The organism is Anaerosalibacter sp. Marseille-P3206, from assembly GCF_900155565.1.
Classification (GTDB): domain Bacteria; phylum Bacillota; class Clostridia; order Tissierellales; family Sporanaerobacteraceae; genus FUHM01.
Genome location: NZ_FUHM01000002.1, coordinates 2132308 through 2157881 on the forward strand (window position 1 = coordinate 2132308; position 25574 = coordinate 2157881).

Consider the following 25574-nt stretch of genomic DNA (forward strand, 5'->3'; position numbering starts at 1 on the left):
GGAAAGCCTTTATATATATAATATGCAAAATAAGAAGTATGAAAAAATAGCAGATAAAATGGATTCCTATTACGAAGTCACTGTTGCTTGTCTCGGTGGTAGTTCACATAACAATTGGGTTATTTTTACGTTTAAATTTCATATAAGGGTGATAATATGTGTACAGGTATAAAGATAAATTATGAAGATGGCTGTGTTATAGGAAGGACAATGGATTATGAAGTTCCTTTAAATTACAATGTAATCTACTTACCAAGAAATTATAATTTTTGTAATGATTTAATGGGCAATCCATTGAATACAAAATATAAGGCATTAGGGATATGCTTTGACAATCAAGATATATTGAAAGATGGTGTAAACGAACATGGATTAATAGGAATCACCAATATTTTTACAGGGTTTAATCTTTATTCTAATCAAACAAAATCAGAAAAGTTTAATATTTCTAGTTTGGATTATTTCACCTATGCACTTACAAACTACAAATCTGTAGAAGAATTAATTGAAGACTTACCAAATATTCATATTTCTACTAAAGATAATAGGGGAGAAAATGTAATATCACCAGATTTTCATTTTATGTTTGCTGATTCAACTAAAAGATGTATTGTTATTGAACCAAAAAGAGGAGAATTGATATATTTTGAAAATCCATATGATGTAATGACCAATTCACCGGGCTTTAAATCTCATGTTAGAAGACTGAATCAATTTTTAGATTTAGATAATCTTGAAGATTTTAACTCTGCTAAAAATTTACCAGGAGGTTATGATCCTATTTCTAGGTTTATTAAAGCCTTTTATCTAACTAAAATGAATATTAAACCTAATAGTTATAAGGAAGCACTTTCATATTCTTATAATATAATGGCTGCAATGACTATGCCAAATGGATTTGTTAGAAACAAAAAGTATAATCACAATACTTATACTAGATATATTTGTTCTTATGATTCAAAGCACAAACTACTAACCGTAAAATCTAATACTAATCCAACAGTTTATCAATTAGGATTTGAAGACATAGAAGAAAAGGATAAAAGACAAGCATTTTTCTTAGATACAGATTTTGTCGTAGAAAAGTTAAATAGATGAAATTACAAATGCAACGATAGACACAACCAATAAAATAATTGAATATTTTTAGGTACAAGTGGTAGGGACACTTTGGAATAAGGCATTACAATAAAATATTTAATATATATGAAGCAAGCTGGGTTACAATAGGAATACTTTTAGCTTTAGTAGCTCTAGAATACTGGGGAAATAAGTACATAGTAAAAATTATGGAAAATAAATATTAGATAATATATATACATCCTTTATTTTCATACATAATAATTCAAATGAAAAAGCAATGCTTATTTAAAATGGCATTGCTTTCGTATTTTATATGTCACAAAAATAAACTTGTTTACGTATTAGAAGTGAAGACTAGTTTTTAATTCAAAGAAGGGAGTGTAAGAATGGAAGCAAATATATTGGATGAATCTTTCTCTACCGGTGGAGAATATGAGCTTGAGTGTGCAATTGAGTTGTATGGACAACCATTGTTACGATATTGCCATAATATTCTCTGTGACTATCACAAGGCACAAGATGCGGTGCAAGAGACTTTTATAAAAGCCTATAATAAAAGAAATAGTTTTAAAAAAGGTCGTTCTTTGTCCACGTGGCTATATAGCATTGCCTATAATACTTGTATGGATATATTGAGAAAGAGAAAATTATTGTTTTTCATACCTGAATCAAATAAAAATACAGAAGATACTTCAACTGATTTCATAAGTGAGGATTTAAAAGAAGCACTTTTAAAATTAACAGGACCAGAGCGTGCCTTGATATTTAGTAGAGTTATTGATGAAAAAAGCTATAAGGAATTAGAAATGATTTATCGAGTTCCTGCTGCTACATTGAGAAAACGATATGAAAGGGTCAAAAATAAACTTATGAAAGCTTTGGAAAAAGAGAATTCTTATTATAAAAGATTGGAGGAATCTTAAATGAAATATGATAGTGATGAACAAATAATTAAAGCTAAGCTAAGTACTATCAAAACTCCTGAATATGATATTACTACGGAAGTGAATAGAAAATTGAAGCAAAAAAGTTGTATTATAAATAAGAAAAAACCTTTAAGGATAGCAATTGTAACTTGCCTTTGTCTAATGGTATCGGTTGGAGCATTGGCTGCTACTGTTCCAAGTTTTAATAAGATTATATCAAAAGTGAGTCCTGATATAGCTTCCATACTCCAACCAATTGAAATGACAAGTGAAGATAATGGAATCAAAATGGAAGTCGTTGCAGCATATAATGATGATGAAATGGCAGTGATTTATTTAACTATGCAGGACTTAATAGGAGATAGAATCGATGAATCTCTTGATTTATATAATTATACCCTATCTGAAGGGGTACTTTTTAACTCTCAAATAATTGATTATGATGAAGAAACTAAAACAGCTACATTACGTTTGCAAGCTAATGGTGGAGAAAAAATTAATGGTAAAAAATTAAGTTTTACTGTTAAGTCTTTTTTAAGTGGTTCTTTAGTATTTGATGAAGTAGAAACAGGAATTAATTTAACAGATATAGAAGATGTTAGTTCACAAACTATACCACTAAATATTGAGCATGTATCTGGTGCTAGTGGTACAATGTTTGACTCATGGGAAGAACAAGGTACAATACAGGTTTTAAAAGGAGATGAAATGAATATTTCACTTCCTCAGATTGACTTTATGCATATTTCTAATATAGGATATATTGATAATAAGCTTCATATTCAAACCAAATGGGTAGGGGATGGTATTGATGATCATGGGTACTTTTACTTTACTGATGCAGAAAATAATCAATTAGAAATTCACCCATCTACTGTTCATTTTGGAATAGATGAATTAGGAAAAACTATGGATAGGGGAGATTACATTGAATATGTATTTGATTTAGAAGGAATAGATCCTAAGGAAGTATTTCTTAAAGGCTATTTTGTATCTAATGAAAGATATACGAAAGGTAACTGGAAAACTAAATTTAAACTTCAGTCTGTAAATCCAGAAAAAGAAGCAGAATGTAATTTGGATTTTGAAACTTGGAAACTAGATTGTATTCAAGTTTCTCAAATAGGGGTTACCTTATTAGGTGTGGGAGAATATGATGAGGAAAATAGTCTGCAAGTTCAAGTTAATATGATTGATGGAACGGAACAAGAGATAGAATTATCTACTTCTTTTAGTCAAAATGAAAAAATAAGTCTTAAATACCTTTCAAATGGACCGTTAGATAGTAAAATGGTAGAATCAGTAAGTGTAAATGGAAAACTTATTAAATTTGATTAAAAAAGCATGAGGGGGATTAAAACAGTATACTTAAAACTAATTAAAATTACTTAAAAATATTGCATATTAAATGAGTTTATACTATACTTTATAGTAAGGGGTGATTATCATAAAACTTACTATAAAAGAAGCAAGTGAATATTTAGGAGTTGCAAAATCAACTCTAAGAAGATGGGAAGATGAAGGGAAGATAAAGCCTGAAAGGACAGCTGGAGGCCATAGAAGATACGATAAAAGCACACTTATTAGTTTAAAAAACAAAAAAGAAAATAAAAAACTAACCATTGGATATTGTAGAGTTTCTTCATCAGATCAAAAAGAAGATTTAGAAAGGCAAATTAAAACAGTAAGTGATTATTGTAGTGCAAGAGGATATCAATTTAAAATAATCAAAGACATAGGAAGTGGCTTAAATTACAATAAAAAAGGGTTAAAAGAACTAATAAAATTAATATGCGAAAGAGAAATTGACAGGATTGTAATTAATTATAAAGACAGATTAATAAGATTTGGATACGACATAATAGAACAAATGTGTGACTTTAATGGTGTTAAAATTGAAATAATAAATTATACAGAAGATAAAACTTATGAAGAAGAACTAGTAGAAGATGTTTTATCAATAATAACAGTATTTTCAACAAAACTATATGGCAGTAGAAGTCATAAGGCAAAAACAATTCAACAAGAAAACAAGGAACTATTCAAATAGCCGAAGGCGGTGAATGAATGTAATGATATTCAATAGAAAAATAGAAGTTATCTTTACAAAACAAGATGAATTAATTCTAGATGGACAATCTAAAATATGTAATTGGCTATACAATTATCTTTTGGAAATGACAATAAAAGATTATAAAGAAAATAATAATGACAAAAAACTCTTGACAGGAAGGAACTTAAGAAATCAAGTTCCAATACTAAAACAAGAGTTTATTTTTTTGAATACAGTACATTCATCACCACTCAAAAACACAGCAATAAGACTGAAAGAAACATACAAAAAATTTTTCAACAATGAAACAGGATATCCTAAATTCAAATCATGGAAAAAACATTGGTTTTCACTATATTATGATGAACCAAACAAAGGCTTTAAACTAATAGAAAACAAAAATTTACAAATAACCTTAGGAATAAATAAAGAAAATAAAAGAATAAAAGTAATAGGAAAACTAAAAGAAAATTTAAATTTAAGAAACACAGACAAAATAAAAAACTTCAGATTATGCAAACAACAAGGCAACAAATTCTATGCAATATTTTGTATAGAAAGAAAAGACATAGACAAAAAAGAAACAAACAAATGGATAGCAATAGACCAAAATCATAAAAACTTCTTTGTAGCCATAGACAATACTGGAGTAAGTTATGAATTTGAAAAACTGCCACAAACAAAATATTGGGACAAAGTAATAGATGAAATAAAATCAAAGAGAGATTTATGCAGCAGAAAATCAAAACTAATAGAAACAGAAACAGGGAGAAGCTATTACCTACCAAGCAAAAGATGGACAAAGCTAAACAATGCATTAGACAATGCTTACCACAAGAGACGAGAACAAATAAAGTCAAGTTGTTATAGCATTGCTAATTGGATAGCAAAAAACTATGACTATGTAGCAATAGGAGACTATACTCCTAGTCTTAATACTGCAACTTATGATAATATGCATAGAAGCATGTTAAATCAAGAAATAATAGGAGAATTTAGAAACATACTAAAATGGGTAATGGAAAGAAGCGGTAAACACTATTCAAAAGTAGACGAAAAAGATACAACTAAAAATTGTTGTATATGTGGAAATAAAGAAAAAAAAGATCCACAGATAAGAGAATTTACATGTCAAAAATGTAAAACTAAATTATCAAGAGATATAAACAGTAGTGTTAATATAGCTAAAAAAGATAAATTATTGTCTGGTTCGGACTATGTTGATTGGGATTTATACAACTCAACATATACAGCTAAATGGAATTTTAAAAAAAGTAAAATTCTATTTACTGGACATACGTTAGAGAAATCTAATATATGGATGAATTAAATCGAGAAGGTGATACTTCTTGAGCAAAATCTATTTGTATAAATATATTTTGATATATTTGAGTAGGTTTTGTAGAACGGCTATATAATAAAATTGTTTTGTAAATTTGTAAATCTAAGACAAATGATGGTCAATCTGGAAACATATTTACCTTAATATATGAAAATATTATATATTATTTGAAGAAAATAATGTTTTTACTAAAATAGATAGAACTTAAATATGTTATAATGCATTTATTGGAGATGATATAAATGCAAAAAAGATTTATAGATAAAAAAGAAGAATACAATAATTTATATAAATCCTTAGAAAAAAAGTACAATATAATTAGTAATATTAGATTTTTTGTTATGGTATTAATTATTTACTTAGGGTATAAGATTTATAATAATTTTGGGACAATGTTTTTAGCTTTGGAAATAATCCTAGTGTTTTTATTTTTAATTTTAGTAGTATATCATCAAAAGATAAGAGTAGAAAGGGAACGGGCTAAGATTTTAGAGGATATAAATGGGAGATATATATCTAGAATAGATGGAACTTGGATAGAGTTTGAAGACACAGGAAAAGAGTTTATAGATACGAGTCACGACTATTCAAATGACTTAGATATAGTAGGAGAAAACTCTATTTTTCAACTATTAAACATTACAAATACTCATATTGGAAGAAAAATATTTGTCAATAATCTTTTAAAACCAGATAAAGATAAGAAAAAGATTTATTTGAAACAAGAGGCCATTAAAGAATTAAGTGGAAAGTTAGACTTAGTACAGGAAATAGAGTATATAACTTATAAAAACAAAAAAGACTTAAAAGATCCAGAGACTCTTATAAAATATGCAGAGTCAGATGAAAATTTATTTAAAAGTAAATTTATCAAAAACTTAATTAGATTTATGCCTGTTTTAGTCTTAGGTATAAATATATATGGCATTATTTCTAAAAGCTTTTTTATAATTTATATAGGTCTAGGTGTATTAATAGTTCAGGTTTTAATATGGCTATTTAGTATGTTTAGAAATAGTAAAATATTAGAAACTGTACATTATTTAAAATATAATTTAGAAACATATTTAGAAGTATTAAAACTTTTAGAAAAAGAGAATTTTTCTAGTGAAGAATTAAAAAGGATTAAAGAAACTATGTTCTCTCAAGGTCAGTCTTCAATAGAAGCTATAAAAGAATTAGATAAGATTACACAGATAATTAATATTCGTTCAGGTGGAATTTCCAACTTAATTCTAAATGTATTGTTCCTTTGGGATTACCAGTGTATATTTTTACTTGAAAAGTGGAAAAACAAATATGGTGAAAAAGTCAAAAGCTGGATTGAAGGCATAGGAGAAATAGAAAGCCTTATTAGTTTTTCAGTCTTAAACAATATAAATTCTCATATAGTATTTCCTAAGATAGTAGAAGGAAAATCTAGAATAATAGCTGAAGAAATAGGTCATCCATTAATAAATATGGAAGATAGGGTAGACAATGATATTAAACTAGACAATGAGATATTTATTATAACTGGTTCCAATATGTCAGGAAAGACTACTTTTTTAAGGACGATAGGTATAAACCTTGTATTAGCCTACAATGGAGCGGGAGTTTGTGCAAAGTCTATGGAGCTTACTTTATTAGATATAATTACCTCTATGAGGGTTGTAGATGATTTAAAGGGTGGTATATCCACTTTTTATGCAGAAATACTTCGTATTAAAAGGATTATAGATAGGGCAGAGACTCAGGATAATATGATATTTTTAATAGATGAAATATTTACTGGTACAAATTCAGTAGATAGAATATTAGGTGCTAAAAATGTTATAGGAAATTTAAACAAAGATAATATTATAGGAATGATAACCACTCATGACTTAGAACTTTGTGCCTTAGATTCAAGGAAAAGAATAAGAAACTTTTATTTTGAAGATAAATATGATGGCAAAACTATTAAATTTGATTATAAGATAAAATCAGGAAAGTCAACATCAACTAATGCAAAAAATCTAATGAATTTAGCGGGAATAAAAATAGTAATCAAACAGTAGGGACGGTTATTTTTGTTTGATAAGTTAAAATTAGGTGGCAAACAAAATGTCCCCTTGCCACCTTTACAGGAGGAAAATCATATGGAATTTCGATTAGCAGTAGAATCTGATGTAGACAATATTATGGATATAATAAAGCAAGCACAAAACTATCTTAAAAACCAAGGTATAGACCAATGGCAAGACAATTATCCAAACTATGAGACAATAAAAAATGATATTAAAAATAATAATTGTTATGTATTATTAAAAGACAATACTATAGTTGGAACAGTTGCTGCTATTTTTGGAGAAGAAATAACTTATAAAAATATATATAATGGAGAATGGTTAAGTGACAAGGAATATGTGACCATTCATAGATTAGCTATATCTTCTGATTATAAAGGATTAGGATTATCATCTATAATATTAAATAAAATAGAAGAACTATGTATTAGTAAAAATATATATAGCATTAGAGTAGATACTCATGAGAAAAATTTATCTATGCAAAATTTTTTAAGGAAGGCTGGTTTTCAATATTGCGGTATTATTTATTTAGAAAATGATGATAAAAGAATAGCTTTTGAGAAGATAATTGATAAACAATAAGGACGATTTCGTATCGTTCTTTTTTTATTATGAAAGCCCTATAAATATTAATAAAGATTTATAGGGCTTTCATAATAATCTCAAAAATATACATCAATCTATATTTGACAATCATCTAATTTAGATATATAATGAAGAAAAGCAATAAAAGTATAGGTGAGAGGGGTAAAATTGTGAAGCTGATCATTGAAAATAAACCAAATATCTATTGGGAAGCAAGTGCTATTGTAAAGGATATATTAAATCGCAAAAAGGGAGATCCTGTACACATAATTGAAAACAAGGATCGTTTTATATTATCTGAAGATGAAATCAATGAAAAATACAGTGATTTAATTGAATTTTATATAAAGGTTTTTGATGAATCTTTAGAGGTTTTAAAAGATTATCCAGAATGGAGAGATTTATTCAGCATCCAATCAGACCAAAATGATATGGGCTTTTTTGGAATGGTGACTCGATTTACTAATGCAAAGAAAGTGGTTGAATTATCAAAAGAAGAATTTTTTAATGCTTGCCATTATCATCTTCAAAACATAGATGCGGAAACAGAACAATCTGATTTAGACGAGATAGGAGAGGCGAGAAAGGCTCTTAAAGAAATGAAGGATAGAGCTTTTGATGCAGATTATTATATAGAAAAAATTATGGCTTCTGAGTTAGATAATGATGAAAAAATTAAGATGATGGACTTGTTTCAACATGCAGATGAGAGATTTGATACCTATGTTGAGCTTATAAAAAAAATCGAAAAAATATATTTGAAATATTATGGCGAAGTAGAGCATTATATTCAATCTAAAGTTGAATTGTTTACTTCTTCAGGAAAAGGTGATGCTAAAAACACTCCAATTGTAAATTTTATAGATGTTGAACGATGGAGTTTTCGAAGTGAAGAACCTATTCATTTGTACTTTTCAATTATCAACAAAGGTACTTTTGGAATGTCTATTATTAAGGATGAATCTATAAGACCAAATATGATTTTGGGTATTTTATTTGAGGAACTTGAAGCATTAGTTAATAAAGGAAAACATGATACGGAACTTTTTATAGAACAAATGAAATCTATGGGAGAAGAAAACCGATTCAATATCATGAAACTGTTAAGTCAAAAGCCACATTATTTAAAAGAAATTGCAAACACCATAGGACTAACTCCTGCAACAGTTTCCCATCATATGGAACAATTAACTAAAGCAGAACTAGTTTATATGGCTACTGAAGGAAGGAAAGTTTATTATTATGTAAATGATAAAAAAATTAAGAAGTTGGCAGAGTTATTTGACCAATGGGCAAAAGGGGTGTAAAAAATGAAGTATATTCAACCTGCATCTAATAAAAAAACCATCAAGCGAATGCTTGAACCTGTTACTAAAAAGATTTGGTTTAGTATGATTTTACATGGAATAGCTGGTGGTTTAATTCCTGTGTTAACTGTTTTTTCTATGGAATGGATTATAAGAGGAATTTTAAAAAGTAATGTGGAAATCCAAGAAGTGATAAAAATTATCGCTTTTGTATCCTTAGTTGGCTTTGGACTAGAAACCATTAAAACACAGACTGAAAAACGAACATATAATAAAATAAACTATATTCGACTTAATTTTTTAAAGGAATTAATGCATAAGACAATGACTATGGACTTAAAATATTATGAAAATACAGAGTTTTCAGATGAAATGGAATCCTGCATAATAGCTGTTCAAAGTAATAATAATGGAATTGAAGGTATTTATCATATAGTTTATCTATTGGGAGCCAAATTACTAGGAGTAATTTTACTTGCTATTATTTTAGCTCGAATTAACATTTGGATTGTAGTAGTTATAGCTTTATCTGTATTACTTACATTTTGGGTATTGACGAAAGTATCAGCTGCACGTTACCTAAGAAAGGAAGAATTAAGTCAAGCAGAAAGAAGAAATTATGGTTATGGGCATCTAACTACAGATTTTAGTTATGGAAAAGATATTAGAATTTATAATTTCCAAGATCGTTTTTTACAAAGCTATGAAAATGAAATTCAAAAATTAGAAGGTATTTATGGGGATTTATTTTTAGTTGAAAGAAGATTATCATTGTTATCTATTTTGGGATTGGTATTTGCTGATTTGTTTGCCTATTATATATTAACTTTTCAAGGTATGATGACATTTAAAATTTCTGAATTCGTTATGTATTTAACTGCAACCAGTTTATTTTCACTAATGATGAATGAAATTACACAAGATTTTGCAAATATTCATAGGGAATTTGTCTATTGTAAAGACACTATTGGTTTTTTAGATATGAATCTCATTACAGATGAATCAGATAAAAACTATGTACCTAGTACACCAATATCGGTAGAGTTTGAACATGTTTCTTTTAAATATCCAAATTCTAATAAATATGTTTTCAAAGATTTATCTTTTAGAATTGAACCTTCAGAAAAGCTTGCTTTAGTAGGTGTTAATGGAGCTGGTAAAACTACAATTGTAAAATTGCTTACGGGCCTTTATCGACCTACATCAGGCAGGATTCTTATTGATGATATAGATTATACACAGTTTAGTATTGAGGATTTACATGAATTATTTGGTGTGGTTTTTCAAGATATTGAACCTTTGGCTGTGACGATTAAGGAAAATATAGCTGCTAGTTCTAGTGATATTGATGAAAAAAAGGTAGAAATGGCTTTAAGACAAGTTGGACTTTGGGATAAAATTAGTCAGTATGATAAGGGAATTGATCAAATGCTATTAAAGATTATAGATGAAGACGGTGCTGTTTTATCAGGTGGAGAAAATCAAAAACTTATGATAGCAAGAGCAATTTATCGAAAAAGAACACAAATGATGATTATGGATGAACCTACAGCAGCGTTAGATGCACTTGCTGAAGAAAAGATTTATCGTGAATTTGACCAAATTATGCAGGGGAAAACATCTTTGTTTATTTCTCATAGATTAGCAAGTACTCTTTTTTGCGATCGAATACTACTATTAGATGGTGGGAAAATGGTAGAAGAAGGAACTCATGATGAATTGTTGTCTCATGATGGATTCTATGCTCATATGTTCAAAACTCAAGGGAAGTATTATCAGGAGGTGAAGCAAAGTGAAAAACAGGCAAGTATTGAAAGTGTTTAACAGAACTATAAGAGAAATCATGCCTTCTGTGTATTTATGGCTGTTTATTGGTGCTATTACAAGTACACTGAATACCTTATTGACCATAATGATTCCTAAATTGCTAATAGATGCAGTTATGGAGAAGGTGACTATTTCCTATCTTTTGAAAATGCTACTAGTTATAGGGGTATCAAAATATATACTTTTAGAAGCAAATAAATGGATTGTGATCAAGCAAAACAATCAAAAAGAAATACTAAATCAGAGGACTATGAAAAGATTTGCTCAAAAAATAACTGCAATTGATTACAGTTATTTGGAAGATCCAGATATATTGGATTTGAAGGAAAGAGCTACTTTTGCTATCCAGTCTTATGGTGCTTTAGCTGTTATTGTGGATTCGATGATTAATTTTCTAGCTGCAGTGTTCACTCTTATTGGTATTAGTGGAATTATCATTCAATTTAACTATTTATTTTTGCTAATTATCTTTGTATTATCAACACTTAGTTTAGCATTTAGTTATCGTATAGTTATTGAAACTCAAAAGTCAACACAACTAGTTATTCCTGTAAATCGTAAATATAATTATTATGTTGGGCAATGTTTAAATGGTTGCCAGCAAAATGATTTTAGAATTTATAATATGAGTGATATGATGGTCGGAAAAATTGCAGATTTGAATATGGAATCTATGAGGTGGTCTGATAAACTTTATATTAAAATTGCAAATATATTTTCAATTCAAAGTTTAATCAATCATTTAACACAATTTGTAACTTTTACTTATGGAGTAATTCGTGTACTTTCAACGAAATTTGGACCTCAAATCACATTAGGTGAATTTACACTTTTGACAGGAGCAAGTCAGCAATTTTCTACGGCTTTTATGTCTACAGTGGAAAGCTATTTTAGGTTTATTGAATCTCTAAACTATTTAGAGCCTTTTGCTCAATTTATGGCTTTGCCTGAAAGTGAAGAAAATGTAGGTAGACTTATACCTGAAAGTTTTGAAACATTGGAATTTAAAAATGTATCTTTTTCTTATCCAAAGAGTGAAAAAAAGATTTTAAATCACATTAGCTTTAGTATTCATAAAGGCGAGAAGATATCTATTGTGGGACTTAATAATGCAGGAAAAAGTACTATTGTAAAACTTATATGCTGTTTTTATCGACCTGATGAAGGTGAGATACTTTATAACGGAAGAAATATAGAAGAGTATGATTATGATGAATATATGAAGATACTTGCTGTTGTTTTCCAAGATTATAAGCTGTTTCCATTTACTATAAGAGAAAATATAGTAGCAGGAAGAACAAATGTGACTGATGATGAAATTTGGCAAGTATTAGAGGAAACCAATATTAATAATGCTATTTGTGAATTGCCAAAAGGGTTGGATACCTATTTAGATAAACATATACATGAAGATGGCACAGATTTTTCTGGAGGTCAACGTCAAAAACTTGCAATTGCAAGATCAGTTATAAAGCAAGGTGAGATTGTAATATTAGATGAACCTACAGCAGCTCTAGATCCATTGGCAGAAAGTGAAATATATGAGGACTTCCATAGATTAGTGAGAGGACGAACTGCTATTTTTATATCCCATAGAATGAGTTCTTCAGTTTTCTGTGACAAAATATTGCTACTGCAAGATGGAGAGATAAAAGCATTTGATAGTCATGCTAATTTGATGAAACAAAACAATCTTTATAGTGCATTATTCACAACTCAAGCTAAGAATTATCAAACAACATAAAGTTGTCCCTGATGTTTGATGATTGTAGGGTATGAGTCAGGGGACCGTCCCCCGACTCACTTCTCACAAAACTATATCACTTTTTTCTCTTATTTTCATTTGTTTAAAATATTTATTTTCCATTGGTATCCACTCATTAATAAATCTCTCATACATGAGTGGACCATTTCTTTTTAGTATGCGTTTACCTTGTTCATATTTATCAATAGTTAGGAAGATTTTTAGATTATAGCTATCTATTAATGTTGGGTGCATACTATAAACCCCTTCTATAATATTTAATTTTTTAGGTATTACAGTGACAAATTCAGTTAATTCCATTTGTTTACAGTCATATATTTGATATTGAAATTTATGATTACTATATAAATTATCTATAATTTCTTCTTTAAATCTTTTATAGTCAACATTTCCTCCGACCTCTTCTAATCTTTCTTTTGTTTTTTGTTCAGTTCTTAAGAAAAAATCATCCATATGAAATACATTACAATCATAGATTTTTTCTAATATTTTAGACAATGTTGTTTTACCAGAGCCGCTGTTACCATCAATAGCTACATTTACATTTTGATTTTTCAATAGAAGCGTATCAATTAGATCAATTAACATATCAAAGTTTTGAAACTGCATCTTCTGATGCAGTTTATACTGTTTCAACAGTATATTGTTTGAACTTTTCATATTGTAATTATGCATTTGTTGTAACATTTGATTTTTCAACAGCAGAAACGATTATTGGAATAAGTATTAATTGAACAATGATACCTGGGATTGCATTTATAAATGCTCCACCTACAAAGAATTTCCATGTAAATGGATTACCAACAAAACTATATAGTATATAGCTTACGATACCCCAAACCACTCTACCACCAAGCATAGCTATGATTAGAGATACATATATATCTTTTGTATCTTTATTAAGTCTAGTTTTATAAACTAGTCCTGCTATACAACCATATGCTGCTAATTCAAAAGCCATTGCAGTAGCAGTTGGAAACATTGGTGGCATTGTAAATAGCACACTTCTAAGTATTGGTGTAATAAATCCTACTGCTAAACCATATGGCCATCCTACTATAAATCCACAAAGCAAAACTGGTAAGTGCATTGGCAGTAATTTGTTTGAGATACTTGGTATTTGTGCTGTTAAAAATGGTAACATTAGGCCTAAAGCCAAAAATAACCCTGAAAGTACTAGTTTTTTTGTAGTTAATTTTTTCATTCAATTACCTCCATAGATGAAATTTATATTAACTGCATTCTTCAGAAAGCAAGTAACCTTCATGGTTTATTTAAAAATTAGATTCTTCTAATTTCATTGTAAATTATATCATTCACATAGTTGAAACGCAAGGCGTGGCTTATGTTTATCATTTCAAACAAAAACAACCATCCCTTATATTTGAGGGACTATCCCATGACTTGCTTTATTATGTTTATTATATATTAAACATATATTATATATTCAAACTTATAGTTCACTATATAATAAACTATATAAAATAATATTTAAAAATACTATTGACATACATAAACTATACTGATACTATGAATATAGATAGATGATACATACATAAATACTCATACATTTCTCATAATAGAGATGGGAAGTTGTGGGTGAAAGTGTGCCTAGGGTTCCGAAGTATAATCTTGTCTGGTCCAAGCGGCACAAATATTGGAAATCCAATATTACACCGATGGGATAAAAGCCCGGGCGGGTAGGTTTCGCTTATACCTACTCGCCTGGGCTAATTATATTTAAGGAGGGCTTCTTTTATGGTTAGTATAAAAAAGGTGTTCGTTGAGAAGAAAGAGGGCTACAATGTAGAGGCTATTCAATTACTAAAGGACTTTAAAGAGAATCTTAACATAATGGGCTTAACTGGAGTTAGAGTTATTAATTATTATCAAATTGACAATATATCAGATGAGGAATTTAAAAAAGCTGTTGTAACTGTTTTTTCAGAACCAAATGTAGATTATGTATATTTCGAACAATTTCCAGTAAACGATGGTGATTATACTTTTCGTGTAGAATTCCTTCCGGGCCAATATAATCAAAGGGCAGATTCAGCAACTCAATGTTTGGAAATACTTACAGGGAAAAAAGGATACAATGTTAATTCTTCTAAGATTGTAATTCTAGAGGGAGATATTACAGATGAAGAAATTAAGAGAATAAAGGAATACTATATAAATCCAGTAGAATCAAGAGAAGTAGCAATTGATCAAATTACTCTTTATACAGAATTAGAAGAACCAGCAAATGTTGAAATAATCAATGGTTTTATAGATATGTCTAAAGAAGAATTAGAGAGTTTTAGAAATGAGATCGGGTTTGCCATGGATTTTGAAGATATATTATTTTGTCAGGAATATTTCAAGAATGAAGAAAGAAGAGATCCTACTATTACAGAACTAAAGGTAATAGACACTTATTGGTCTGATCACTGTAGACATACAACTTTTATGACAAGTATTGAGAATATAGAAATTGAAGAAGGCCAATATAAAAAGATTTTTGAAGAGACATTAAAGAAATATTTTGAGTCTAGAGAATATGTTCATGAAGCTAAGGAAAAGCCAGTTTGTTTAATGGATATGGGTACCATAATGGCAAAGGAAATGTCAAAGAAAGGTGTTCTTGATGACTTAGAAAAATCAGATGAAATAAATGCTTGTAGCATTGAAATAGATGTAGATGTAAATGGTAAGATTGAAAAATGGCTATTGATGTTTAAAAATGAAACTCACAATCATCCAACAGAGATAGAGCCTTTTGGTGGAGCTGCTACTTGTCTTGGTGGAGCTATAAGAGATCCTCTTTCAGGAAGAAGCTATGTATATCAAGCTATGAGGGTTACAGGTAGTGGAGATCCAAGAACAAGTATTGAAGAGACTCTTCAAGGGAAATTACCTCAGAGAAAGATAACGTTAGGAGCAATGAAGGGATACAGTTCTTATGGAAATCAAATAGGATTGGCAACAGGCTATGTTAGAGAAATATATGATGAAGGATATATAGCTAAGAGAATGGAAGTAGGTGCAGTTGTAGGTGCTGGCCTAAAGGAAAATGTAATAAGAGAAACTCCTCAACCAGGAGATTTGGTACTATTAGTTGGTGGTAGAACAGGAAGAGATGGATTAGGTGGAGCTGTTGGTTCATCAAAAGAGCATGATGAGAGTTCTTTACTTACTTGTGGTTCAGAAGTGCAAAAGGGAAATCCACCTATTGAGAGAAAAATCTTAAGACTATTTAGAAGTCCAAAGGTAAGTAAAATGATCAAAAGATGTAATGACTTTGGAGCAGGAGGAGTATCTGTTGCAATAGGTGAATTAGCAGATGGTTTGAATATTGAACTAGATAAGGTTCCAAAGAAATATGAAGGCTTAGATGGAACAGAGATAGCACTTTCAGAATCTCAAGAGAGAATGGCAGTAGTTATTGATAGTAAAGATGTAGATACTTTTGTTAAATACTGTGAAGAGGAAAATGTTGAAGTAACAATAGTTGCAAATGTAACAAGTGAAAAGAGACTTGTTATGAATTGGAGAGAAGATGAAATAGTTAATATAAGTAGGGATTTCTTAGATACTAATGGAGTTAGAAAAAAGACTAGGGTATTTGTAGAAGAACCAAAGGGTAATAACTACTTTGATTTACTTCCAAAAGAATTAGAAAAGTCAAAGGATATAAAAGATGCTTGGATTTCAAATATGACAGATATCAATACTTGTAGCCAAAGAGGATTGATGGAGAAGTTTGACAATACTATAGGTGCTGGAACTGTATTGATGCCATTTGGTGGAAAATACAAACAAACTCCTATTGATGGAATGATAGGGAAAATCCCTGTATATGAAGGGGAAACAGATACTTGTTCTATGATGACATATGGATTTAATCCAAAGATTTCAAAATGGAGCCCATTCCATGGTGGAATGTATGCGGTGATTGAATCATTGGCTAAGATAGTTGCCTTTGGTGGAGATTATAGAAAGGTAAGACTTACATTCCAAGAGTATTTTGAAAAGTTAGGTGAAGATGAAAAAAAATGGGGTAAGCCTTTTAGTGCATTATTGGGAGCATATTTAGTTCAAAAGAGCTTAAATATCCCTAGTATTGGCGGTAAAGACAGTATGTCAGGTACCTTTAATGAATTAAATGTTCCACCTACACTTATTAGCTTTGCAGTAACTACAGGTAAGGCAAGCAAGGTAGTGTCTCCAGAGTTTAAGGGAAAGAGAAATACTGTTGTCTTAGTTCCACTTACTATAGATGAAAATGGAATGCCAGATTTTGAAGAATTAGATAAGAATTATACTAGAATATTTAATTTAATTGAAGATGGTAGGATACTTTCTGCAACTAGTGTTAAAGAAGGCGGAATAGCAAGAAGTATAAGTGAAATGTCCTTTGGTAATAGAATAGGATTTACTTTTGGAAAAGAAATTGATTCTAAAGTATTTGCACCAATATATGGTTCTATAATACTTGAAATTAGTAGTGATGAAGATGTTAAAGAACTTTTTGAAGGAATTGATATAGAAATACTTGGTTCAACTAATGATGGAGATTATATAGAGGCAAATGGTGAAAAGATATCATTAAACGAACTTGTAGGAGAATGGGAAAAACCACTTAAGGATGTATTTTCTTTAAAAGAAGATGTAGATGGAAAACCAATAGAAATTTGTTATGGCAAGGGCGTAAAAAGAACTTCAAAGATAAAAATAGCTAAGCCAAGAGTGTTTATACCAGTATTTCCAGGCACTAACTGTGAATTAGATACTAAGATTGCTTTTGAAAGAGCTGGGGGAGTAGTAGATACATTTGTATTTAGAAATTTAGCTGGTGAAGATATCGAATACTCAATCAAGGAAATGGTAAAACATATTAATAACAGTCAAATAATAGCTATTCCAGGTGGATTTAGCGGTGGAGATGAACCAGATGGTTCTGGTAAGTTTATAGCTACAGTTTTCAAAAATCCATATATAAGTGAAGCTGTGATGGAACTATTAAAAAATAGAGATGGACTAATGTTAGGAATATGTAACGGATTCCAAGCACTTATTAAACTAGGTTTGGTACCTTTTGGAGAAATAAGAGATATGGAAGATGATTCACCAACTCTTACTTTCAATCGTATAGGTTGCCATGTTTCCACTATAGTTAAGACAAAAGTTGTTTCAAATCTTTCACCTTGGTTTAACAATGTAAAGGTAGGGGATATTCATACTGTACCTATTTCTCATGGAGAAGGAAGATTCGTTGCTAATAAAGAAACAATGGATAGATTAATAGCTAATGGTCAAGTAGCTACACAATATGTGGATTTTGATGGAAAGCCTTCTTATGATGGATACTTCAATCCAAATGGATCTATAGAAGCTGTAGAAGCCATTACAAGTCCTGATGGAAGAGTACTTGGTAAGATGGGTCATTCAGAGAGAATGGGCAATAATATCATAAAGAACATACCTGGTAATAAAGATCAAAAGATATTTGAAGCTGGAATTAGATATTTCATATAATCTCCATGGAGATTATATGAAAAATTGTGAATTGTGAATTTTAAATTAAACCCCCAAATATAAATTATTCTTTAGAATAATTTATATTTGCACCATAATTCACAATTTAAAATTTAAAATTTTGGCGAAGCCAACAGGAGGGTTATTCATGAAAGTTGCTATTGTTATGGGAAGTATATCAGATAAGGATGTTGCTGATAAAGCCATAAAGATGCTTGAAAAGTTTCAAGTGGAATATGAAGTAAGAGTTATTTCTGCCCATAGAACTCCATATGAGGCTATAGAATTTGCTAGTAGTGCTGAAGAAAGAGGTATAGAAGTGATTATTGCTATTGCTGGAAAGGCTGCTCATTTAGCAGGAGTTATAGCAGGGGTGACTACACTACCTGTAATAGGTATTCCAGTAAAATCATCCACTATGGATGGTATGGATTCCCTTCTTTCAGTAGTACAGATGCCTAGCGGAGTTCCTGTAGCTACTGTGGCAATAAACGGTGGAGAAAACGCAGGAATATTAGCAGTGCAGATATTGTCTGTTAAATATGAAATATTAAGAGAAAAACTAAAAGATTATAAAGAAGAAATGGCAAAGGCAGTAGAAAAAATGGATGAAGAGTTAAGAGGGTGATAAAATGGGTGGAATAATAGGAATATACGATGTAGAAAATAGAAACATTTCAAAAATTCTTTATTATGGGCTTTATGCATTACAACATAGAGGACAGGAAAGTGCGGGAATAGCTGTAAACAACAATGGTTTTATTGATTATCATAAAGAATTGGGATTAACTCATGAAGTTTTTCCAGAAGAAGTTCTAAATAGATTGAGAGGTAATATTGGAATTGGTCATGTGAGACTTGGAGCTGGAGATAAGATTTCCAGTGTAAATGCTCAACCATTAGTAGTAGGCTATAAAAAAGGAGCCTTAGCCCTTGCTCACAATGGGAATTTGATTAATTCAGCTGAACTTAGAGAAAAGTTAGAAGATGAAGGAACTATTTTTTCAACTAATATAGATTCAGAAGTAATAGCAAATCTAATAGCTAGATTTCATAAAGACGATATAGAGGAAGCTATTTTAGATACTCTTAGGATAATAAAAGGTTCTTATGCATTGGTTTTAATGACTGTAGATAGACTTATTGGTGTAAGAGATCCTCATGGGATTAGACCACTTTGTATTGGAAAGTTAGGTGAAGACTATATACTGTCTTCAGAAAGTTGTGCTTTTGATACTATAGGAGCAGAATTTGTTAGAGATGTAGAACCTGGTGAAATGGTAGTTATTAAAGACAATAATATAAAGAGTATCAAAAGTAAAAACAAATATAATAGAAAGCTTTGCTTGTTTGAATTCATATATTTTGCAAGACCAGATAGTAAGATTGACGGAATGAGTGTTTATCTTTCAAGGAGAGAGGCAGGGAAAATATTAGCTCGTGAATGTCCTGCAGAAGCAGATATAGTTATTTCTGCACCTGATTCTGGTACAGTAGCTGCTATAGGATATGCAGAAGCCTCGGGGATACCTTATGATGAAGGATTAATCAAGAACAAATACATTGGTAGAACTTTTATTGAATCCACTCAGGAAATGAGGGAACAAGGAGTTAAAATAAAACTTAATGTATTGAGAGAAAATGTAGAGGGTAAAAGATTAGTATTAGTAGATGATTCTATAGTTAGAGGAACTACCATGTCTAGAATCGTGAGAATGCTAAAGAATGCTGGAGCTAAGGAAGTTCATGTAAGAATTTGTTCACCAGCAGTACTTCATACTTGTAATTTGGGAATGGATACACCAAAGAAACAGAACTTAATTGCCTCAGAAAAAACAATAGAAGAAGTAAGAGAGTATATTGGAGCAGATTCACTTTGCTATATTTCTCTTGAAGGACTAATAAAAGGAGCAGGTGGAGAAAATGTATTTTGCACAGGATGTTTTGATAAAAAATATCCTACAGAATTAAATATTGACTGAGTCAGGTGACAGTCCCCTGACTCACTGACTCACAAATGAAAGGAGAGGTTCTGATGAGTAAATCCTATAAAGAAGCTGGAGTAGATGTGGAAGCTGGATACAAGGAAGTAAGTCTTATAAAACAGTTTATAAAAAAGACATATACAAAAGGAGTTATATCTGATATAGGTGGTTTTGGAGGATTATTTGCACTAGATTCAGAAAATTATAAGGAACCTGTATTGGTAGCAGGTACTGATGGAGTTGGAACTAAGCTTAAGATTGCATTTATGATGGATGTACATGACACTATAGGAGAAGACTGTGTAGCTATGAGTGTTAATGACTTACTTTGCCAAGGTGCAAAGCCTTTATTCTTCTTAGACTATATAGCAACAGGAAAACTTGTACCTGAAAAAATGGCAAATATAGTTGAAGGTGTTGCAAATGGATGTGTTAAAGGTAAATGTGCCCTAATAGGTGGAGAAACTGCTGAAATGCCTGGTTTTTATAGTGAAGACGAATACGATATTGCAGGATTTGCAGTTGGCGTAGTAGATAGAGAAAAAATAATAGATGGTTCAAAAATAGAAGAAGGAAATGTACTTATAGGACTTCCTTCTAGTGGAGTTCATAGCAATGGTTATTCTCTAGTTAGACATATATTTTTCGAGAAGAATGATTTAAGTGTAGACACATATATTCCTGAATTGGGATGTACATTAGGTGAAGAACTATTGAAGCCAACTAGGATATACACTGATCCTATGATTGAGTTAGTAGAAAAGTTTGACATAAAGGGCATTTGTCATATTACTGGTGGTGGATTTTATGAAAACATTCCTAGAATGTTACCAGAAGGACTTACAGCAGTTGTAGATACAAGCCATATAGAAATACCTCCAATATTTGATGTGATTGCAAAATACGGAAAAATAAATAAAGATGATATGTACAATACATTTAATATGGGTATTGGTATGGTCTTTGCTGTAAGGAAAGAAGATGTAGATGGTATAATAGAATTATTAAGATCCAAAGATGAAAAATTTGTAGTTCTTGGCGAAATCAAAAGAGGGGAGAACAAGATAGAACTATGCTAAATATTGGAGTTTTAATATCTGGTGGCGGGACAAATCTTCAATCTTTAATAGATCATATTAATAGCGGATATATTAATGGAAAAATCGCAGCAGTTATATCTAATAAAAAAGATGCCTTTGGACTAAAAAGAGCGGAAAGAGAAAAAATTGAATCCCTATGGATAGATAGAAAATCCTATGATTCAGATGAAGAATATAATAGAAGGATTATAGATGAATTGAAAGCAAGAGATGTGGATTTGGTAGTATTAGCTGGATATCTAAAGGTTCTTTCAGAGGAATTTATAAGAGAATATAAAAATAGAATAATAAATATTCATCCATCTTTAATACCTAGCTTTTGTGGGAAAGGGTATTACGGAGAAAGGGTTCATGAGGAAGCACTAAAATATGGCGTGAAATATACTGGAGTTACTGTACATTTTGTAGATGAGGGAACTGACACTGGGCCTATAATACTTCAGAGGGTAGTGGAAGTAAAAGAGGATGATACGGTTGAAACTCTAAAGGAAAGAGTACTTAAAGTAGAGCATCAAGCATTACCTGAAGCAGTAAGGCTTTATTGTGAGGGAAATATTAAGCTTGATGGAAGAAAAGTGATTATATGGTAATGTAAAAAGTTTTATGAAAAAATAAAAGTCAAAAATAATACTTTTCAATTAAATTTTGAGTGGGATCTCCCGCCACCCTTGACAAAAAATAAGAAAATGCTTAGTTAAAACTAACAAGGGCGAGGGGAACTCAAAAACAAGACAACGCAAATAAGCCCTTGAAATGTTCATTATAGCATTTTCTTAAATATTTTTGTCAAGGGCAAGCCTACGGTGGCTAGTGCTGCTGGGCTCAAAGAATCTAAAAACAAGACTTTAAGCACAAGAAGATATGTATTCTTCAGACAGTTGTATTAATTTAATCCATCTTGCAGGCATATTGGGTAAATCCTCAAGTTCAGGAATAACAACAGGTACACTAGCTTCCAATGAAGCATGAGGTCTTAAAAAGTTGAAATAAACAGCAAACAATGTAACAAAAGTAACAGAACCATGCTGGGCACCAAATCCATGAGAGGATTTGTAATTGCCTTTAAAAGTGCGATTAAGACGTTCGATAACTTGCTTAAGTGGTCTAAATTCTTTTGAAACAGGATCATCATTAGTAAGACCAATGACCTGTGAAACATCAAAAAATATATCATGTTGGGCAAAAAAATGTTGAGCAAGAAGGTAAATAGGATTACCATCAACAATGATATTAAGATTCTTTGGAATTTCCTTAAATTTAGACAAAACATCATCTAAAGCAATAATAGCTGAAGGAGTGTCACGATTAGGAGAAACATGGTAAGACAAAATAATCTTCTTAACAGCATCAAAGAAAAAGAAGATATAATGCCATTTACCATTAACCCTAATATAAGTTTCATCACCACAAATAGAGTCAGATAGCTCATAAGGGTAATTGTCAACAAATGGCTTAGTAATAACACTTACAGTGTTAGCATAATTAAGAACAGTTTGATGAGAAATATCAACCTGATGAATATCTTTCATGATAGCAGCAGTCTTTCTAGCACTTAGGCCATAATTAACATAATAAGTTAAAACAAGACCTAAAACATGATTGGAAGCATAAATCCTTGGCAAAGAAACAGAACCTTTAACAGGAGAAGTTCTAGATAAAGGCTTAAAGTTAATATTAAAAGCTCTGTAAATATAATGCATTTTAAAAGAATGAGGCTTAATCTCAAACAGCTCCTTTTGTTCTTTAGATAAAGAATTTTTGTTTTTAAGATAAAAAGAGCACTCATTGTTTTTACACTTGTAGATAATAAAGAATTTACGATCCTTAATAGGCTCAAGAGCCTTGTTACAATGAGGACATCTTAAAATAACAGACTTGGAAAATTGATTTTTTCGGCTAAAAGTTGATTCACAAACCTTGCATTTAAATTGGCCTCTGCCACCGTTGTTATCGTATATGTAAATGTGAGGAGCACCACAACAAGGACAAGAAATAGATTCAGGAACAGGAACTTTAGAGTTAACAGGTTTAAGCTCTTTTCCTTTATCCAACAAATAATTCTTTAAAAGAACTTTGTGATCATATTTCTTAACCTTATCAAAGATAGGCATTTCGTCGACTTTCAGTTTACGATAAGGCTTATCAATGGGTTCATCAGGTAGCTTCGAAGCTTTAATAGCACCTAAACAAAATAGAAGATATAAAATAATGTTATTTTGGACTTGAATAAAGTATAGTAAATAAGTTATAATATCGAACATGGATGACAATTCCTTTCTAGTTAGATTTGTTTGACGACGATATTATAACTAATGAATGGATATTTGTCATCCATTTTTGTATATAAAAACAAAAAATATTTAGCTCTCTTTAGGGGGTAAATATTTTTATTAAGATAAATGTTTGAAAATCAAGGATTGTCAGAGATGTATATTAATATTTTTGACAATACCGATTATATTATAGAGGTGATAATATGAAAAGAGCTCTTATTAGTGTATGGGACAAATGTGGAGTAGTAGATTTTGCAAAAGAACTTGTAAGCTTAGGTTGGGAGATAATTTCAACTGGTGGAACAAAAAAGGTATTAGAAGAAGCTGGATTGGAAGTAATTGATGTTGAAGATGTAACAGGATTTCCTGAAGCATTTGATGGAAGAGTAAAGACTCTTCACCCTAAAATTCATGGTGGAATACTTCATGTAAGAGACAATGAGAAACATGTAGAGACATTAAAAAGTTTAGACATAGCTCCTATAGATTTGATAGTAAACAATCTTTATCCATTTAAACAAACTATACAAAAAGAAGGAGTTACTCATGAAGAGATAATTGAAAATATAGATATCGGTGGACCTTCTATGATTAGGGCAGCAGGTAAAAATTATGAATATGTAACTGTAATAGTTGACCCAAGGGACTATGAAGTTGTTCTTAGTGAACTAAAGGCTGAAGGAAAAACTTCAATCAATACTAGAAGACGTTTAGCTTGTAAGGTATTTGAACATACAAGTCAATATGATACTCTTATTTCAAATTATTTCATGAGTTTGGATGATGAATTTTTACCTGAAACTCTTACTTTGACTTTTGAAGATAAGGCAGAGTTAAGATATGGAGAAAATCCTCATCAAAAGGCAGCTTTTTATAAGGAAATAGGGGATATTTCAGGTACTATTTCATCTGCTAATAAACTTCATGGAAAGGAACTATCTTTTAATAATATAAATGATGCTAATGGAGCATTAGAAATACTTAAGAGTTTTGAAGAACCTACAGTTGTAGCTGTAAAACATACAAACCCATGTGGAATAGGTAGTGCTGATACTATCTTAGAAGCATATAAGAAGGCTTATGAATGTGATAAAGTATCTATTTTTGGTGGAATAATAGCAGCAAATAGGGAAATAGATGTAGATACTGCAAAATTGATAAATGAAATATTTATTGAAATAGTGATGGCTCCTTCTTATACTGAAGAAGCACTAAAAGTACTTACTTCAAAGAAAAACATTAGAATACTAGAAATTCCTGATATTATGAAAAATGATTATAAGGCGTATGACATGAAAAAAGTTCTTGGTGGACTATTAGTACAAGAATTGGATACAGAAGTTGGTATTGAAGACTTAGAAATAGTTACTAAAAGAGAACCAAGCAAGGAAGAAATGAAAGACTTATTATTTGCTTGGAAAGCAGTAAAAAATGTAAAATCTAATTCTGTAGTGTTGGCAAAGGATAGTGCTACTATAGGAATTGGAATGGGTCAAGTAAATAGAATATGGGCAGTTGAACAAGCAATAGAACATGCAGGAGAAAAAGTGGTTGGAAGTGTATTGGCTTCTGATGGATTCTTCCCATTTAGTGATTCTATCGAGGCTTTAGGAAAGGCTGGAGTTACTGCAGTTATTCAGCCGGGAGGTTCTATTAGAGATGAGGATTCTATAAAAGCAGCTGATGAAGCTGGGATAACAATGATATTTACACACAAGAGACATTTTAAACATTAAACTTCTAAGAGAGGAGTTGTG

Annotated in this window: 19 protein-coding genes; 16 read left to right on the forward strand and 3 right to left on the reverse strand. The window is 30.5% G+C overall.

Annotation, left to right across the window (positions count from 1 at the left end):
- Nucleotides 1-156: 156 nt before the first annotated feature.
- The 10 genes from BQ9840_RS11620 (at nt 157) to BQ9840_RS11665 (ending at nt 12918) form a co-directional block, all read left to right on the forward strand.
- The gene (locus BQ9840_RS11620; protein ID WP_234978654.1) at nt 157-1098 is read left to right on the forward strand and encodes a linear amide C-N hydrolase; all 942 of its coding nucleotides are present in this window, start codon (nt 157-159) and stop codon (nt 1096-1098) included.
- Nucleotides 1099-1469: 371 nt separating this feature from the next.
- Nucleotides 1470-2006: an RNA polymerase sigma factor gene (locus BQ9840_RS11625; RefSeq protein ID WP_077369930.1), complete on the forward strand. Its 537-nt coding sequence runs from the start codon at nt 1470-1472 to the stop codon at nt 2004-2006.
- The gene (locus tag BQ9840_RS11630) at nt 2007-3347 is read left to right on the forward strand and encodes a DUF4179 domain-containing protein (protein WP_077369931.1); all 1341 of its coding nucleotides are present in this window, start codon (nt 2007-2009) and stop codon (nt 3345-3347) included. It begins immediately after the preceding gene.
- 106 nt (nt 3348-3453) lie between these two features.
- On the forward strand, nt 3454-4059 hold the full coding sequence (locus tag BQ9840_RS11635) for an IS607 family transposase (protein ID WP_077370162.1): 606 nt from the start codon (nt 3454-3456) through the stop codon (nt 4057-4059).
- Nucleotides 4060-4072: 13 nt separating this feature from the next.
- Nucleotides 4073-5392 (forward strand): RNA-guided endonuclease InsQ/TnpB family protein, encoded by a 1320-nt coding sequence (locus tag BQ9840_RS11640; protein ID WP_200804872.1) that lies wholly within the window; start codon nt 4073-4075, stop codon nt 5390-5392.
- A gap of 254 nt (nt 5393-5646) precedes the next feature.
- Nucleotides 5647-7443 carry a MutS-related protein gene (locus BQ9840_RS11645; RefSeq protein WP_077369932.1) on the forward strand — a complete coding sequence of 599 codons (1797 nt, stop codon included), beginning with the start codon at nt 5647-5649 and terminating at the stop codon, nt 7441-7443.
- An 81-nt stretch (nt 7444-7524) separates the two neighbouring features.
- Nucleotides 7525-8037 carry a GNAT family N-acetyltransferase gene (locus BQ9840_RS11650; RefSeq protein WP_077369933.1) on the forward strand — a complete coding sequence of 171 codons (513 nt, stop codon included), beginning with the start codon at nt 7525-7527 and terminating at the stop codon, nt 8035-8037.
- Between the two features lie 173 nt (nt 8038-8210).
- Nucleotides 8211-9347 (forward strand): ArsR/SmtB family transcription factor, encoded by a 1137-nt coding sequence (locus tag BQ9840_RS11655; protein ID WP_159436172.1) that lies wholly within the window; start codon nt 8211-8213, stop codon nt 9345-9347.
- A gap of 3 nt (nt 9348-9350) precedes the next feature.
- Nucleotides 9351-11171, forward strand: a complete 1821-nt coding sequence (locus BQ9840_RS11660) for an ABC transporter ATP-binding protein (RefSeq protein ID WP_077369935.1) — start codon at nt 9351-9353, stop codon at nt 11169-11171.
- Entirely contained in the window at nt 11140-12918 is a 1779-nt protein-coding gene (locus tag BQ9840_RS11665) for an ABC transporter ATP-binding protein (RefSeq protein WP_077369936.1), read from the forward strand. The genes BQ9840_RS11660 and BQ9840_RS11665 overlap by 32 nt, the downstream gene beginning before the upstream one ends.
- 63 nt (nt 12919-12981) lie before the next feature.
- On the opposite strand, the gene BQ9840_RS11670 is transcribed toward BQ9840_RS11665, so the two are convergent.
- Together BQ9840_RS11670 and BQ9840_RS11675 are read right to left on the reverse strand one after the other, a co-directional pair.
- Entirely contained in the window at nt 12982-13599 is a 618-nt protein-coding gene (locus tag BQ9840_RS11670; protein WP_200804931.1) for a uridine kinase family protein, read from the reverse strand.
- Nucleotides 13600-13606: 7 nt separating this feature from the next.
- Nucleotides 13607-14143: an ECF transporter S component gene (locus BQ9840_RS11675; RefSeq protein WP_077369938.1), complete on the reverse strand. Its 537-nt coding sequence runs from the start codon at nt 14141-14143 to the stop codon at nt 13607-13609.
- Between the two features lie 554 nt (nt 14144-14697).
- On the opposite strand from BQ9840_RS11675, the gene BQ9840_RS11680 reads away from it, so the two are divergent.
- From BQ9840_RS11680 to purN, 5 genes are all read left to right on the forward strand, one after another.
- On the forward strand, nt 14698-18459 hold the full coding sequence (locus BQ9840_RS11680) for a phosphoribosylformylglycinamidine synthase (RefSeq protein WP_077369939.1): 3762 nt from the start codon (nt 14698-14700) through the stop codon (nt 18457-18459).
- Between the two features lie 148 nt (nt 18460-18607).
- A complete protein-coding gene (purE, locus tag BQ9840_RS11685; protein ID WP_077369940.1) occupies nt 18608-19087 on the forward strand; it encodes a 5-(carboxyamino)imidazole ribonucleotide mutase in 480 nt (159 codons plus the stop codon).
- A 4-nt stretch (nt 19088-19091) separates the two neighbouring features.
- Nucleotides 19092-20441, forward strand: coding sequence for an amidophosphoribosyltransferase (purF, locus tag BQ9840_RS11690; protein WP_077369941.1), 1350 nt, complete (start codon nt 19092-19094; stop codon nt 20439-20441).
- 53 nt (nt 20442-20494) lie between these two features.
- A complete protein-coding gene (gene purM / locus BQ9840_RS11695) occupies nt 20495-21523 on the forward strand; it encodes a phosphoribosylformylglycinamidine cyclo-ligase (protein WP_077369942.1) in 1029 nt (342 codons plus the stop codon).
- The gene (purN, locus tag BQ9840_RS11700; protein ID WP_077369943.1) at nt 21517-22134 is read left to right on the forward strand and encodes a phosphoribosylglycinamide formyltransferase; all 618 of its coding nucleotides are present in this window, start codon (nt 21517-21519) and stop codon (nt 22132-22134) included. Before purM ends, purN begins: the two co-directional genes overlap by 7 nt.
- Before the next feature lie 255 nt (nt 22135-22389).
- Here the strand turns inward: purN and BQ9840_RS11705 are convergent, their stop codons facing one another.
- Nucleotides 22390-23805 carry a DDE-type integrase/transposase/recombinase gene (locus BQ9840_RS11705; RefSeq protein ID WP_077367778.1) on the reverse strand — a complete coding sequence of 472 codons (1416 nt, stop codon included), beginning with the start codon at nt 23803-23805 and terminating at the stop codon, nt 22390-22392.
- A 215-nt stretch (nt 23806-24020) separates the two neighbouring features.
- Here BQ9840_RS11705 and purH point away from each other — a divergent pair, with 215 nt between their 5' ends.
- On the forward strand, nt 24021-25553 hold the full coding sequence (gene purH, locus BQ9840_RS11710) for a bifunctional phosphoribosylaminoimidazolecarboxamide formyltransferase/IMP cyclohydrolase (RefSeq protein WP_077369944.1): 1533 nt from the start codon (nt 24021-24023) through the stop codon (nt 25551-25553).
- The last annotated feature ends 21 nt before the right edge of the window (nt 25554-25574 follow it).